This is a genomic window from Varibaculum timonense, from assembly GCF_027694345.1.
GTDB classification, from domain to species: domain Bacteria; phylum Actinomycetota; class Actinomycetes; order Actinomycetales; family Actinomycetaceae; genus Varibaculum; species Varibaculum timonense_A.
In genome coordinates this window covers 136,735-151,247 of the sequence record NZ_JAQEVU010000006.1, presented here as the reverse complement: position 1 = coordinate 151,247, position 14,513 = coordinate 136,735, and the positions used below count along the sequence as shown (strand labels likewise).

Sequence of the window (14,513 nt, the reverse complement as noted above, 5' to 3'; positions counted from 1 at the left end):
ACCAATTACTGTTTCCAACAAGAAATATATGCATAGGAAAGGAGGGAAAGCCGTTGTCAAGAATTAAACATCCCACCGGTCGCCTGGCCGAGATGCTGCTAATCATCATGGCTTTAGCATTGTGTTTTTTAGGGTACTTATCGATAAACGTTAATCGCACCGGCGCTCTCCCCACCTCCTTTATCCTGCATATGAGTGTTTTAGCGGCATTTGCGCTGGCAACCCACTTCGCAGTTCGTTTCCTAGCTCCCTATGCCGACCCTCTGCTCCTCCCTGCGGTTTTAGCGCTAAATGGTATCGGTTTGGTGATGATTTACCGCCTCGATTTAGCATACGGTCCAGATTCCATCTTCTATATTGGTTTCAAGCAGGCACTATTCACACTGCTAGGCGTAGTGTTGATGATTATTACGCTGGCTGTGGTTCGCGACTACCGCAAATTACGCAACTACACCTACCTTTCGATGTTGCTAGCCATCGTATTACTGCTACTTCCCCTAGCCCCGATTATTGGGCGCACTATTAATGGGGCTCGCATCTGGATAAACATCGGATTTTCTATTCAACCTTCCGAAATAGCCAAAATTTGTTTAGCGATTTTTTTCGCGGGATATTTAACTTCCCGCCGCGATGCTCTTATCCAGGGAGGTAAATCCCTACTGGGAATGCGTCTGCCACGTCTGCGCGATTTAGGCCCCTTAGTAGTAGTCTGGGCAGCCTCGATTATGATTTTGGTTTTTGAACGCGACCTAGGTACTTCCTTACTTATCTTCGGGCTATTTGTAGCAATGCTTTATGTGGCTACTAATCAAACTTCCTGGCTTCTAATCGGGGCAATCTTGTTTACCCCGGCAGTTTTCATTGCATCTCGCCTTTTCTCGCACGTCCAGGCACGAATCGATGTCTGGCTGCACGCCCTCGAACCTGAAATCTACTCCCGCACTATTGGAGGCTCCGGACAGCTAGTTTCGGGGCTGTTTGGCATGGCAGATGGGGGAATCATCGGTACCGGTTGGGCACAGGGGTCTCCTTCTCTTACCCCTTTCGCCAACTCCGACTTTGTGTTTGCCTCCCTCGGTGAGGAACTGGGATTAACCGGGACGCTCGCTATCCTTGCCCTGTATTTAGTGTTTGTGGAGCGAGGGATGCGCACCGCACTTACAGTTAAAGATGGGTTTGGAAAACTTCTGGCAACCGGATTTGCTTTCACCATTGGATTCCAAGTATTTGTGGTGGTCGGCGGGATTACTCGAGTAATTCCTTCTACTGGGCTAACTCTGCCCTTCGTAGCGGCCGGGGGTTCTTCTCTGGTAGCCAACTGGGTAATTTTGGCGTTACTGCTACGAATCTCTAATGAAGCGCGCCGACCGGCTTCTCGGGAAAGCGGAGTTATCGACACTGCCGAACTCGAAGCCGTTATTGCACGTCAGCAACATAAACGAGCGGGAGGTGAAAGTCTTGAATCTACAGATTAAAAGACTTTTCCTGGTCGTTTTCATTATGTTCTTATCGTTAATGCTGGCTTGTACCTACATCCAGTTTTTGGGCGCAGATTCTCTTAACGCAGACGGGCGAAATTCTAGAGCTTTTTACCGTTCAAAATATATAGAACGCGGCCCGATTATGATAGCCGATACGGTGGTAGCTTCTTCTAAACCAACCTCGGATTCTCAGGGCTACCGCCAACGCTACCAGCGTTCCTATAGCGAGCAGGCATCACTGTACTCCAATCTGATTGGCTATTTATCCCCCGGAGGCAACGCTACCGGCATTGAAAAACTGCAAAATTCCGTACTAATGGGAGAAGCATCCAGCCAGGCACTATCGCAGGTCTTGAAATATGCGGCGGGAGAAAACCAAAAAGGCGGCGGAGTTCGCCTCACTTTAAATCCCCAGATTCAACAGGCGGCAGCCGCCACTCTGGGAAATCGTAAAGGTGCAGCAGTCGCCATAAACTACCAGACAGGAGCGATTCTAGCAGCAGTTACTAATCCTCGTTTCGACCCGGCTCCTCTAGCTAGTGGCTCTGAGAGGCAGTCTCAAGATAACTTAAAAAAGCTACAAGCAGAACCGACAAAGCCGATGTTAGATCGCGCCTTACGCGGAGAATATCCCCCCGGTTCTTCCTTCAAAATTATTACTGCCGCCGCCGCTTTAGAACAGGGAATTCGCTCTCCCGAGGGCGAGGTAGATGCTCCAGTATCGGTGAAGCTTCCGGGATCAACTGCCCGCATATCAAATATTGAGTCTACTAGCTGCGGAAACGGTCATCCTAGTTTCTCTTATGCCTTTGCATTATCTTGCAACACCCCTTTCGCTAAGATTGCTCAAGAACTGGGATATCAGGTACTCAAAGATAAAACCGAAGCGTTCGGCTTTAACCCTAAAACCGCTTTGACGGTTCCGTTACCGGTGCAAAAATCCTATTTCCCCTCCTCTGATCCCGGGGTTGCGTCCACGATGATGACCGGCATCGGACAGTTTGAAGTTCGTACTTCTCCCCTAATGATGGCTAGCGTAGCCGGCGCAGTAGCTAACGAGGGAACCCAGGTTCGCCCCTATCTAGTTTCCGAGGAACTCGGATCAGATGGAAAAACAACTAGGCAGTACCGTTCCGGTGGCACTCTCGGCAAACCTCTTTCCAAGGAGGTGGCGCAACAGTTACGCCAAATGATGATACAAACCGTCAGGGAGGGAACCGGAAAGCCGGGTAACGTTTCGGCTATAGAGATGGGCGCAAAGACCGGCACTGCGCAGACCAGCGGCAATATGACCCATGCTTGGTATGTGGGCTGGGCTAACACCCCTGACTATCCCCTGGCATTCGCGGTGGTAGTCGAAGGTGATAGCGCTAATCCGTCTCCTCATGGCGGACCGGTGGCAGGACCGGTGGCTAAAAGCATGATTCAGGCGGCGATTAGTAATGACTGATACTCACGTATTGTATGCGCCACCTAGAGCCAGTGAACAGGAAATGGCAACCCCTATTGACCCGGTTGCTACTTCTACCGGTCAGGATTCTTCCGCTCAAAAAGCGGTTGCCGCTTTGAAAGTGGGGATGAAGATTTCCGGGCGTTACCTGCTGCTTTCTCGGCTAGCGATTGGGGGCATGGGGGAAGTTTGGCAAGCTCTTGATGAAAAAACCAGTGAACGTTTGGCCTTGAAAATTTTGCGTCCCGAGCTGGCAGGTAAAAAACTTTTCCTGTCTCGGCTGCGGATTGAAGCCTACAATGCTTCACGGGTACATCACCCGAACCTGGCGGCGGTACAGGCTTCTGGTGAGGACGCCGGGCTGGGCTGGATTAGTATGGAGCTGGTCGATGGAGTTTCGCTAACCGAAATCCTAGATCGCCAAAGTAATTTAGACACTGATTTTCTACTCTCGGTGCTTTATCAAACCGCTGATGCACTAGCGGCGGTTCATGCTGCCGGAATTGTTCACCGAGACATCAAGCCTGGGAACATTATGGTCACCCCCTCTGGGGTGGTAAAACTTACCGATTTTGGGATTTCAAAGGCGGCAGGACAGGTTAATTTAACCCAGGTTGGAATGGTGATGGGCACTGCTCAGTATCTTCCACCGGAACAGGCTATGGGACAGCCTGCAACTCCCGCCGGCGACCTTTATGCCCTCGGAATTATTGCCTACGAGGCTTTAGCAGGTAAAAGACCTTTTACCGGGGAAAAACCGGTGGATATCGCGTTTGCGCACGTTAATAAACCTGTTCCCCCCCTACCGCAATCAGTACCAAATGAGCTGCGAGAACTGGTTATGGAGTTGCTGGAGAAAGAACCGCAGCGCCGTCCCGAAAGTGCTTGCGCCTTAATGAACCGAATAGAGGCAGTACACACCGCGCTCTTAAACCCGCCAAGCATCGAGGTCGCCACCGAAGAAGAACCACAGGTCAGCCCCCTCAGCTCGCCAGAAACAGAGTCCTGCCCGCCAGCGACCTATCTTAGCGCCGAGGAACTTAGCATCGAATCAGATATTGAGCCGGCAGCGCTTACGCCCGCTCCGGATGTTGAGGAATCCAGTTCCGTAGCTGCGCCTGATTCTCTTAACAACCAACCTCCGGCTAAAGCCGTTCCTAGGGAAGAGGACGGCTCCGAAATGCTCTATCTTTCTGGAGGCACAGTACCAGCTCCGCAACTCCTTCCGCCTTCGGTACCACTTCCAGAAAACACTTGGCAGCAACGAGTAAGGCTGCGTGAACGGCCTCGCGAATTTGCGGCGCTGATTCCTCCGGTTTCGGCATCTCGTCCTCATTCCCAAATGAAACGTTTACGTGCCATCCCGCAAGTTCTTGGCTGGGGTAAGCCCGCTACTCGTCCTCGTTATGCTGCTCCTGCCCCACCCGAAAAAGAACCACCGCACGCCTCGCTAGCAGCTCCTTTAATCTCTTGGAGTAAACGGATAGAGTCCCAAGTAGGTCTGCGGGAAACAGATCCCCTGGCAGCTCAAGTCGCAAAACTACGTCGTCCTTATGACCAGGTTCAGATTTTCAGTAAACAATGGTGGAATCAAGATATTTCACGAGCTCAACACGGACGACTAACCAGACTACAATCTCGACAACTAATCGCTTTAACCCTGGTTTTCTGGTTATTGCTAACCGCTCTTAGCCTGGGAGCCTGCCTGCTATCTACGGCGGGCACTACCCCGACTGGAGCTAACCAACAAGCTACCCAAATGACAGTTTCGGAACAAAAGGAAGAGACATGGCTCAATCTCCATACCGTATAGGTTCAGGACGCTACGAAATCCGTTCCCTTATAGGTCGGGGCGGAATGGCCGAGGTACACCAGGCCTATGACACTTTGCTGTCGCGCATTGTCGCCATCAAGATGCTGCGGGTTGATTTAGCGAAAGACTCGGTGTTTTTAGCACGCTTTCGCCGCGAAGCCCTGGCATCTGCTTCCTTAAATCACGAGAACATCGTTCAGGTTTACGATACCGGCGAGCAGACGGTAACTACTCCTGAGGGTACTGAAGTTCACGTCCCCTATATCGTAATGGAGCTGGTAGAGGGACATACCGTACACCAGCTCCTTACCGATGGACAGCCGGTTCCCATTAACGAGGCAGTTGAGATTATGTCGGGGGTACTAAACGCCCTCGAGTATTCCCATAAACGCGGCCTCGTACACCGAGACATTAAACCTGGCAACGTGATGCTTACCAACAGCGGAAAAATCAAGGTCATGGATTTTGGGATTGCCCGCGCCTTGGAGGATTCCGGACAAACCATGACCAGTACCGATGCGGTGGTGGGTACCGCGCAGTACCTGTCCCCCGAGCAGGCGCGCGGTGAAACCGTAGATACCCGCTCCGACCTGTACTCTTGTGGTTGTATGTTATTTGAGCTACTTACCGGGAGAGCGCCTTTTAAGGGCGATTCTGCGGTTTCGGTAGCTTACCAGCACGTTGCCGAGATGCCACCCTTGCCCTCATCTATTGCCGCAGATATTAGTCCCGAACTGGACCGCATGGTGATGAAATCTCTTGCTAAACGTCCTGAAGAACGTTATCAAGATGCGGCGGCTATGCGTTCGGATATGGTTAGAGCAGCTGCCGGGGCAGCAATTTCGGCTCCCGCTCTGCCCCCGCTGCCGGTTACTACCCCAACTGAGGGGTTTGTACCGCCACAAACTTCCTATGCTCCCCGGCAATGGTCGCAGGTTATGGAGGATAGCCCTGAGGAAAAGGAAGCGGAAACCGCTTCCAAAAAGAAGCGGAAAAAGACTGTCTGGGCGGTTATTATCGGCCTTTTGCTGACAGCTGTACTGGTCGGCGCGGTTTGGTGGTTGATTGCTTCCAACAAGAACCAAGAACCAGAGCAGGTCACCATTCCAAAGAGCATTATCGGTATGAGCGCGATTGAAGCCCAACGCACCTTAGATGGTTTGGGGCTAAACATGGAGCAGGGAACCACTATCAGCTCTGACACGGTAGAGAAAGGAAAGGTGGCAGCCACCGACCCTAAGCCAGGTTCTAAGCTAGATAAGGGCTCTACAGTCACCATTCAGCTTTCATCTGGAGCTGCCGAAATTACAGTTCCCGATGTTTCGGGTCAAACTCAAGATGCAGCTAGAAAAACTTTAGAAGATGCGGGACTGCGAGTAGGCTCCGTCAAGTACGAGGACGACTCCAAGGTGGAAGCTAATCGCGTAATTCGCACCACCCCGGAGGCTGGCAGTTCCGCCAGCGCCGATGAGGAAATTATCTTGGTATTATCTTCTGGCTATGTTTCGATTGATTCCGCAAAGGTAGTAGGAAAGTCCCAAGATGAGGGGCTAAAATACCTGGCTACTTTGGGATTGCAAACTAACACAGTTACCGAGGAAACCAATAAAACCCCTAACGGTCAAATCATTTCAATTGAGCCTAACGGTCGGGTAAAAGTTGGTACTTCGGTCACTGTGAAAGTGGCTAAGACCCCTGCACACTCGCCCTCTACTGGCGCCTCACCCGAGCCGCCAGATAGTGAAAGCCCGGAGTCTCCCGAGCCCAAGCAGTGATAGCCGGTAATAGCTAGCCCTATCTTTATTTACTCGTTTTAGATAGGGCGAATATACCGGTTACAGGGAATTGGTAGGGGCATACCCCAGGGGACTACTGTCTACGGTAGTACCGGTTAAATCCAGGGTTTGGGAAATCCAGGGGAACAGCCACCAAAAACAAGCCATCACGATTAGAGCGATTATCAGGATTACCTGCAGAAATTTGAGCCATTTAGGACCGGGAAGTAAATCCCAGATTAACCCGCACATGCGTTGCCTCCTCCTGCTAGTTCTTTGGGAACCCCACTGGAACGAGGAACCCAGTGGTCAAACTTTAAGTGAACAATGTAGCGTTCCCAGTTCCCATATTCGGGATTACAGGTGGTCATAGTCATCAGGCGTTCGGTGGGTTGTTTTCCGGGCTGTTCTGGAACCGGGAGAATCACATCTGATTGGGTCGGGAGGACAATTTTGTGGTTAGTGACCTTGTATACCAGCCATTCACCGGCAGTTTCCATGATTACACTGTCACCGGCCTTTAGTACATCAATACGCCGGAAGTTTGAGCCGAACGAGCGCCGATGTGCCGCTACCGAGAAATTACCTATCTGCCCTGGCAGAGCGGTGCTTTCGTAATGCCCGGCAGCTCCGGTATTTAGAATCAATTGGGTGGTGCTTTCCTTTACCGGCACAACCATATAGTTCCATTTGGGAACGTGCAATGCCCCCAGGGTTTCGCCCTCTTGCTTAATCCCAATACTGGGAGGGGCGCTGGTACGTTCATCTTTAGAGATGCGATTAGGGCAGGTTTTAGTTTGTTTTTGGAAGGTGGTTAATGCCTGATTATTGTAGCTTGCCACCTGCCAGTCTGTTACGAACACGTCCCAAAACGCGAATAGTCCAGCCAGTAATCCCACTATTATTAGCAGTTCCCCAAAAGCTCCGATGGGGTCAAAGCGATGTCGCCTTGCGGTCTGTGTCCGCGCATTCTTGGTTTTATTGCTCATGTTCTTCCGAAAGTTGTTTATCTAGCGTGGGGACGGGGACGTGTCTTCATCATAGACTTAATTTACCTGAAAACAGACTTAACTAGGTCTACAGAGACTTTCACACTAGAATGAACCTAGCTAGTACTATCGCATTTTATGGAGGTCACCTCGTGCCGGAGTCACGTAAACGTAAGGACGCTAAGCCCCACCGCTCCCAACAGCCAGAGGAGTTAAATAAGTCTTGGGCTGCTGACATGAAACCGTCTCCGCGTTGGTGGGCTCCGTTGTCGGTCGCGTTAATGCTGGTTGGACTGCTACTGGTGGTTGTCTATTACATTTCTTCTTCTGCCTACCCAATCCCTAACGCCGGTAACTGGAATCTAGCTTTGGGGCTGGGGGTAGCTTTTGCTGGTTTCTTGATGTTGCTTCGCTGGAAGTAACCTCGCGAGCGTTTTCCCAGTATTTTCCTCATTTTAAAGGACGAGTGTCCTTTTTACAGCGGCTATGCTCTGAGAATGCTTAACGTTTTTTCGGGTTTAGTGTTTACATTCTTTGACCGTTACTCTATTCTTAATAATGTAAGGACAAAGAAATGGGAGATTGTCACTCCCCCTCACAGAACAGAGTTGTTTTATGTTGAAATTTGGATTACTGGGAGCGGGACGAATTGGTCACGTTCACGCTAAAACCCTTTCAGCCAGTCTGGACGCTTCCCTAGAAGTAGTTTTCGATGTGCGCAAAGATGCCGCCGAATCCCTAGCTGCTCAATACGGTGGGCGGGGAGTTAGCGATGAAAATGAAATCTGGGATAACCCTGATATAGATGCAGTCATTATTGGTTCTCCCACCCCTATGCACGTTCCTCACATCATTGCGGCAGCTAAATCTGGTAAGGCTGCTCTTTGTGAAAAACCGGTTGCCATGGAAACTGCGAAAGTAGTAGAGCTACGTGAGGCGCTGAAAGGACTAGATCCGACGGTTATGCTCGGGTTTAACCGGCGTTTTGACCCCTCATTTGCTCGGGTAAAAGAGCTAATGGATAAGGGGGAAGTTGGGAAGGTCGAGCAGGTCACCATTATTTCCCGTGACCCGGCTGCTCCCCCTACTGACTACATCAAAGTCTCAGGCGGCATCTTCAAGGATATGACCATTCACGATTTTGATATGGCTCGTTTCCTGCTTGGAGATATCGACACCGTGACTACCATTCCGCAAAATCTAGATAGTGAGATTGCCGCCTGTAACGATTATGACGCTGCGGTTATCGTCCTCACCGCTAAATCTGGGGCAGTAGCCACTATTATCAATAACCGTCATTGCGCGACCGGATACGATCAGCGTCTAGAGGTAACCGGCCATGATGGACAACTAAACGCTGATAACCAGCGTCCCACCACGGTTTCTCTATCGAAAGATAGCTATTCTCTCTCCCGCGAGCCTTATTTGGACTTCTTCCTTACTCGGTACGCTGACGCCTATGCGGCAGAGCTAAATCATTTCATCTCGATAGTTAAAGAGGGCGGCAAGCCCACTCCCTCTATCGAGGACGGAGCCCAAGCGCTACTACTGGCAGAAGCGGCAGAGAAATCTGCACGTGAGCAGCGCCCCGTAAAGGTGGGGATTTAACTCGCCTAGCTGAGGGTAGATACCTCTTTGAGGTTTTCGGCAGGAAAAACTGTATTTGATGAGCACGCATAAATAGGACGTGCAGTAAGCGAACATAGCAACAACAAGCTACTAGGTGCGCAATAGGGGCGTTACCTTAATACATAAACAATGGAGGAAATATGAAGATTGCGGGAGCTCCTATTTCTTGGGGCGTATGTGAAGTTCCAGGTTGGGGATACCAGATGAGCCCGGAACGGGTTTTAACCGAGATGAAAGAAATTGGGCTAACTGCTACCGAGTTTGGTCCGCAGGGCTGGCTACCGATTGAGGCGGAGGCAAGGGCAAAAGAGGTTGGCAAATACGGTCTGAAGCCGGTAGGTGCTTTCTTCCTGGCGATTATGCATGACCCCGAGATTGACCCCATTCCGGCGGTAAAGAAGGAGCTGGAAGCCTTTAAGATTGCCGGAGGGGAATATCTGATTTTGGCGGCTGATTCCGGTCGTGACGGTTACGATGATCGGCCTGTTCTTGACGAGGCCGGTTGGAAGACTTTATTCGGAAACTTGGATCGGATTAGCGATGTTTGCGCCGAGGCTGGGGTTAAAGCCTGCGTTCATCCACACTGGGGCACTATGATTCAAAACGATTGCGAGATTCGCAAGATGCTAGATGAATCAAAGGTAGCGCTCTGTCTGGATACCGGGCATATGGTTTGTGGTGGCTGTGATCCCGTGGCAATCGTTAAGGAATACCCCTCTCGCACGGTGATTGTCCACGCTAAGGACGTTCACAAGGAAATGACCGACAAGCTGCTTCCCGGTGAGATTACCTGGTCGCAGGGGGTTAAAGCCGGTATGTTTGCTCCTATCGGCGAGGGCGACATTGATTTTGGCGTCATTGTTTGCGAACTCAATAAAGCTGGTTTCGATGGGTACTATGTGCTTGAACAGGACATCATGATTGATGAGGAGCCTCCCGCCGGTGGAGGTCCGAAAGCTAATGCTGAAAAATCCTTAAAAGCATTACAGAAACTGGCTTAACGCCTGATTGGGGCGAAGTTAATCCCGTTTTCATAGTTTTGGGGGGCGCAACGGCAGTTGCGCCCCCCAAAGTTTATTGTTTAGTTAAACTTTTTTGCCAGCGACAATAAGGTAAATATCTATTATCAGCTCACTGCTGACTGTAGTTATAAACAGATACCTTGTTATCTTTTAGCAAAAATCTAGGTTCAGCGATTAACTGCTATTGCAGCCCAGTTACTAGCATTAAGTAAAAAGCTAGCAAATCTGGCTTTCACTGCTATAGGAAGCTGAACGTAAATATAGTATCTGGAATACTAACGAGTCTCTTTATGGGCAGTAGACTTACGGCAACGCGGGCAATACTTCATCAGTTCCAGACGATCCGGATTATTCCGGCGGTTCTTCTTGGTGATGTAGTTACGCTCTTTACATTCACTGCACGCCAGAGTGATCTTAGGACGTACGTCGGACGACTTGCTGGCCATTGTTACTTACCTCTATATCTCGAGCCGCCCCTTTAGCGGCAGTTTCCGTTTCAATCGAAATTGAAAAGTAGCGAGGGCGGGGTTCGAACCCGCGACCTCACGATTATGAGTCGTGCGCTCTCACCAACTGAGCTACCCCGCCGCTTGAGGGCTTGGTAAATCAAACCCTAGAGCCCCGACAGGGACTTGAACCCTGGACCTTCTCCTTACCATGGAGATGCTCTACCGACTGAGCTATCGGGGCAATAGTGAACAATCTGCACTCTGGCGCGACCGGAGTCGCTCCCACATATTTTGTCACTTTGCCACCAGGTTGTAAAACCTGGCAACGTGGCGGGTGAGGGATTCGAACCCCCGAAGGCTACGCCGGCTGATTTACAGTCAGATCCCTTTGGCCGCTTGGGTAACCCGCCCTGTGCACTCAGGCACCACAAAAGACTATCAAACCACCTTAGGCATACAAAACCCGAACCAGGAAAGTTACCCACTTCACCGAAATTCGCTAAAATTTTATGGTTTTCCTGGCATTAAAGCCCCTATTTCCCCCTATTTTTTATTGCCCCTATTTAGTAGCAGCAGTGCATTCAGTGCTGGAATCGTAAATAATCCCGCGCACACCAGGATTAACGCTCCAGAATCATTGGTAAGGGCGGCAAGTGTCGCAGTTAGTAACACTCCCTGCCCAAAACGACACGCACCGGGAATAGTACGCAGCGGGGTAAAGCTGGAAGCGATCCGGGAAAAAACCGAAGATTTCCCCCGAGATTTTCCGCGTTTATGCGCCATAACCCCTAACGCAATTACCCCTATTGCCAGCGTCATCAAGATGGTAAACACTACCGGCCCACCGAAAGTGTTAATCATTGCTTCAGCTTTACGCCTAACCACTATTGCCCCTCCCCCGTTTGCGACCTCGGAAATAAAACGTCCAAAGTGGGTGCGCGCCCTCGGATTAGCTAGATTATCAACTAGGACGAATAGAGTTGAGGACAATAGGGCTACTCCCATTAGGGAAAGTATTTTCAAGATTGTCACCCGTTTACCTAGAACCAGGTTTAGCGTGACCCCAACTCCCACTATCAAGGCTAACGGACCACCTACATCGGCTCCCAACCAGGGGAAACCATCTATTATTACCGCCAGCGCCAGCAACGAGAATCCCATAACAAAATACCGTTTAATGCGCGCAGGAAAGCGCTTTACTAAGGGAGAGAGGATTAAACACTCTAGAGCCAGAACGGCTGAGAACAAGAAGGAGTATTTGTTGTTATTAAGCCCATAGAAACGGGTAGCTGAAGTTGCCGGCGAGGAAAACATAGTAGAAATCTGGTCTGGCGATCCAGTTAAGAGGCTCACCAAAATCCAAACGATGATAAAACAGGCAGCTACTATCACCGGTGCCGAGTAGCGCAGGAACTGGATTTTCTTGGAAATCAGACTTCCTAGCGCTAGACAAAGAGCAGCGAGGATAAGAGCAATCATGATTACTATCCAGAAAAACTGCAAACTAAGCAGCGGAACCGACATTTTCAACGCATTGGAACTAAAGTTACCGCCGGTCGCCCCTAATAGTTTTGCCGGGATATTGGCCGCTAATGCGCTAGCAGGCCCGAGCAGACTGGCACTTAGCCACAGGCACACCCCCACAAGCTGCCTTTTCCGGGGAATAGAGCGGGACAATCTGCGCTGCAATACTATTAGCAAAGCTATGGAAAGCAGCAAAGCTACCCCGATTAGGACGATGAAACGAGCTTGCAGGATAGTTGCCTGGTCAGCGCGCAACGACTGATTACGAAGCCAGTCAAGATTGCCACTCATCCCATAATCGCGCCCGATACTGAAATTTCCCCCTATTAAGTAATCCGCATCATTAACCCCATTGGCAACCAAAATCTGTTGAGTAAAGTCCACAGTGGACGTTAATCCCAGTTGTCGGGTAGAGGACGAGCGAATAATCCCAGGTTTGTCCTTTGGATTGCGTACGAACGCCATTCCCAGGTGGGGGTGAGCAGAATGATCGGCAACATCTAGCCCGAAAACTAAATCTGATTCTTTTGCTGCCCGTAAAGCAGCGGTCAAAGCCGCTAGCACCTGACTACTTTGGGCTTTTTCCACCCTATCCGCCCCTGGCAGACCATCAGCAGGAGTGGCATTTAAGGAGGTAGGAGAAACTTTAATGTCTCTACTAGAAGAAACCTGCCCCACATCAACAATGGTCACTTCCGATTTTTCCATGACAGTTTTAATTTGCGAAGCAAAGTTAGAAAAATCAGCTCTTGGGCTATAGTTAGCAACTTTTCCAGAAGTATCCATGGCAGCAATTGCAGCTCCTCGGCCAATCGCATAAACCTGTTTACCATTTTCAGCTAACTTTTCTCCTAGAGTTCCAGGAGCGGCACGGTCATTTTGCTGCCGGGCATCTTTCGCCCATTCTTTTATTTGCGTACTCGAAAATGTGCCAGCACTCAGCTCAGGGATATCAGGGCAATGCCCGCTGGTTCGCCCTTCGGTAGCAGTTAAACGCATCCCGGTAGACAAAGTGAGGTATCCATCGAGAGGACAGGTGGTTTTAGCTGCATTATGGCGAATCAAGTTAGCGACACGGGCAGAGCCTAGCGCATCCAGGAACTGCTTCCCCACTTTTTCTTGCGGGTTCACGTCTGACCAGGAAAGACCGGAGGTTATGAGGACGAGGACGCGCGGATTTTCACTTGCCTGTGCACCCAGCGGGGACAGTAATGTCATCGCTAAGGACAGAATTACCAGGAAGACGACCCGCCACGACCTGCGGGAGCAGTGTTCATTCACGTCCCTAGCATAGCGGGCTTTTCCTGCCGGGGCGCACCTGCCGCCCTCTCCCTAAAAATCTCAATACTCGCCCTCAAAGAGATACCCACCACAGATAACCCGAAAATGTTTGCATAATTATTCAGAGTATTGCATACTTTCTAAAGACGTTAGAGATTGGAGATATCATGAAACGTAAACTAGCAGCTCTCGCCGCCATTTCACTCGCCTCCTTTGGTTTAGCAGCCTGTACCTCCGGGAGCGACGATACCGCCGGGCAAAACACAGACCCCGGCGAAAAAGGCTTCGACGTTTCCAGCATCAAAGCAGACCCGGAAATCCAAAAATTAGTACCCCAAAACATTAAAGATGCCGGCGTCCTCAAGAATGGAGCCTCCACCGATTACGCACCCGCCGAATTCAAAAAAGAAGACGGTCAAACCCCGACCGGATACGACGTGGATATGGTTAAAGCAATAGCGAAAGTGATGGGGCTGAAAGAGGGGACCACCACCCACGCCGAGTTTGATTCCCTCCTACCTCAAATCGGAAGCAAATTCGATATCGGCGTTTCTGCTTTCACCGTCTCGAAAGAACGCGAAGCCCAGGCAAACATGATTTCCTACGCGGAAGTTGGCTTCTCATACGGCGTGTCCAAAGGTAATCCCCAAAAATTCGACCCCAAAGACCCCTGCGGCAAAACCATCGGGGTACAAACTGGGAGTGCTCAGCATGAAGCCATTGAAGCCCTCTCTAAAAAGTGTACCGACGAGGGCAAAAAAGCCATCACCATTAAACCTCACAAACTACAGACCGAGGTCACCCAGAAGGTAGTAGGCAAACAATATGACGCCACCTTGGCCGACTCCCCCGTAGTTGGCTACGCAGCTAAAATGACCGGCGGACAAATCGAACAAGTTGGAGAGCCTTTCGACACCGCCCTACACGGGGTAGTAGTCGCCAAGAATAACGAGCAGTTAGCCAAAGCCGTCCAGGCAGCAATCCAAAAACTCATGGACGATGGCACGCTCAAAAAAATCTTCACTCTATATGGAGCTCAAGACGCTCTCAAAGATAAAGCCGAACTAAACCCCGCCGTGGACTAGCGTTAAGGTTGTAAA

12 protein-coding genes and 3 tRNA genes are annotated in these 14,513 nt (G+C 50.4%); 8 read left to right on the top strand and 7 right to left on the bottom strand.

The window, feature by feature from the left end; all coding sequences use genetic code 11:
- The first annotated feature begins 53 nt into the window (after window positions 1-53).
- From PG728_RS06600 to pknB, 4 genes are read left to right on the top strand one after another with little or no spacing between them, the layout of a single operon-like run.
- On the top strand, window positions 54-1,475 hold the full coding sequence (locus tag PG728_RS06600) for an FtsW/RodA/SpoVE family cell cycle protein (RefSeq protein WP_270626532.1): 1,422 nt from the start codon (window positions 54-56) through the stop codon (window positions 1,473-1,475).
- Window positions 1,459-2,931: a penicillin-binding transpeptidase domain-containing protein gene (locus PG728_RS06595; protein ID WP_270626530.1), complete on the top strand. Its 1,473-nt coding sequence runs from the start codon at window positions 1,459-1,461 to the stop codon at window positions 2,929-2,931. The genes PG728_RS06600 and PG728_RS06595 overlap by 17 nt, the downstream gene beginning before the upstream one ends.
- Window positions 2,924-4,744 carry a serine/threonine-protein kinase gene (locus PG728_RS06590; RefSeq protein ID WP_270626529.1) on the top strand — a complete coding sequence of 607 codons (1,821 nt, stop codon included), beginning with the start codon at window positions 2,924-2,926 and terminating at the stop codon, window positions 4,742-4,744. Before PG728_RS06595 ends, PG728_RS06590 begins: the two co-directional genes overlap by 8 nt.
- A complete protein-coding gene (gene pknB, locus PG728_RS06585; protein ID WP_072510328.1) occupies window positions 4,720-6,519 on the top strand; it encodes a Stk1 family PASTA domain-containing Ser/Thr kinase in 1,800 nt (599 codons plus the stop codon). Before PG728_RS06590 ends, pknB begins: the two co-directional genes overlap by 25 nt.
- 60 nt (window positions 6,520-6,579) lie before the next feature.
- Here the strand turns inward: pknB and PG728_RS06580 are convergent, their stop codons facing one another.
- Window positions 6,580-6,771 (bottom strand): hypothetical protein, encoded by a 192-nt coding sequence (locus tag PG728_RS06580; RefSeq protein WP_270626527.1) that lies wholly within the window; start codon window positions 6,769-6,771, stop codon window positions 6,580-6,582.
- Window positions 6,759-7,508, bottom strand: a complete 750-nt coding sequence (locus PG728_RS06575; protein WP_072510330.1) for a class E sortase — start codon at window positions 7,506-7,508, stop codon at window positions 6,759-6,761. Before PG728_RS06575 ends, PG728_RS06580 begins: the two co-directional genes overlap by 13 nt.
- 110 nt (window positions 7,509-7,618) lie before the next feature.
- Here PG728_RS06575 and PG728_RS06570 point away from each other — a divergent pair, with 110 nt between their 5' ends.
- From PG728_RS06570 to PG728_RS06560, 3 genes are all read left to right on the top strand, one after another.
- Complete coding sequence (locus PG728_RS06570; protein WP_270626525.1) at window positions 7,619-7,930, top strand: cell division protein CrgA; 312 nt, start codon at window positions 7,619-7,621, stop codon at window positions 7,928-7,930.
- 193 nt (window positions 7,931-8,123) lie between these two features.
- A complete protein-coding gene (gene iolG / locus PG728_RS06565; RefSeq protein WP_270626523.1) occupies window positions 8,124-9,116 on the top strand; it encodes an inositol 2-dehydrogenase in 993 nt (330 codons plus the stop codon).
- A 161-nt stretch (window positions 9,117-9,277) separates the two neighbouring features.
- Window positions 9,278-10,138, top strand: a complete 861-nt coding sequence (locus tag PG728_RS06560) for a sugar phosphate isomerase/epimerase family protein (RefSeq protein WP_270626522.1) — start codon at window positions 9,278-9,280, stop codon at window positions 10,136-10,138.
- Between the two features lie 296 nt (window positions 10,139-10,434).
- Here PG728_RS06560 and rpmG read toward each other — a convergent pair whose 3' ends face one another.
- The 5 genes from rpmG to PG728_RS06535 all read right to left on the bottom strand — a co-directional run bounded on the left by rpmG (window position 10,435) and on the right by PG728_RS06535 (window position 13,413).
- Window positions 10,435-10,605, bottom strand: coding sequence for a 50S ribosomal protein L33 (gene rpmG, locus PG728_RS06555; RefSeq protein ID WP_072510334.1), 171 nt, complete (start codon window positions 10,603-10,605; stop codon window positions 10,435-10,437).
- A gap of 68 nt (window positions 10,606-10,673) precedes the next feature.
- Window positions 10,674-10,747: transfer RNA gene (locus PG728_RS06550), tRNA-Met, on the bottom strand.
- A 29-nt stretch (window positions 10,748-10,776) separates the two neighbouring features.
- Window positions 10,777-10,849: transfer RNA gene (locus PG728_RS06545), tRNA-Thr, on the bottom strand.
- A gap of 87 nt (window positions 10,850-10,936) precedes the next feature.
- Window positions 10,937-11,018: transfer RNA gene (locus PG728_RS06540), tRNA-Tyr, on the bottom strand.
- A 133-nt stretch (window positions 11,019-11,151) separates the two neighbouring features.
- Window positions 11,152-13,413 (bottom strand): hypothetical protein, encoded by a 2,262-nt coding sequence (locus tag PG728_RS06535; RefSeq protein WP_270626520.1) that lies wholly within the window; start codon window positions 13,411-13,413, stop codon window positions 11,152-11,154.
- Window positions 13,414-13,580: 167 nt separating this feature from the next.
- Between PG728_RS06535 and PG728_RS06530 the strand changes: the two genes are divergently transcribed.
- Entirely contained in the window at window positions 13,581-14,498 is a 918-nt protein-coding gene (locus tag PG728_RS06530) for an ABC transporter substrate-binding protein (RefSeq protein ID WP_072510336.1), read from the top strand.
- The last annotated feature ends 15 nt before the right edge of the window (window positions 14,499-14,513 follow it).

Coding starts and splice junctions, on each gene's coding strand:
- PG728_RS06590 (WP_270626529.1), top strand. CDS start 2,924: ATGACTGATACTCACGTATTGTATGCGCCACCTAGAGCCAGTGAACAG.
- pknB (WP_072510328.1), top strand. CDS start 4,720: ATGGCTCAATCTCCATACCGTATAGGTTCAGGACGCTACGAAATCCGT.
- PG728_RS06580 (WP_270626527.1), bottom strand. CDS start 6,771: ATGTGCGGGTTAATCTGGGATTTACTTCCCGGTCCTAAATGGCTCAAA.
- PG728_RS06575 (WP_072510330.1), bottom strand. CDS start 7,508: ATGAGCAATAAAACCAAGAATGCGCGGACACAGACCGCAAGGCGACAT.
- PG728_RS06570 (WP_270626525.1), top strand. CDS start 7,619: ATGAACCTAGCTAGTACTATCGCATTTTATGGAGGTCACCTCGTGCCG.
- iolG (WP_270626523.1), top strand. CDS start 8,124: ATGTTGAAATTTGGATTACTGGGAGCGGGACGAATTGGTCACGTTCAC.
- PG728_RS06560 (WP_270626522.1), top strand. CDS start 9,278: ATGAAGATTGCGGGAGCTCCTATTTCTTGGGGCGTATGTGAAGTTCCA.
- rpmG (WP_072510334.1), bottom strand. CDS start 10,605: ATGGCCAGCAAGTCGTCCGACGTACGTCCTAAGATCACTCTGGCGTGC.
- PG728_RS06530 (WP_072510336.1), top strand. CDS start 13,581: ATGAAACGTAAACTAGCAGCTCTCGCCGCCATTTCACTCGCCTCCTTT.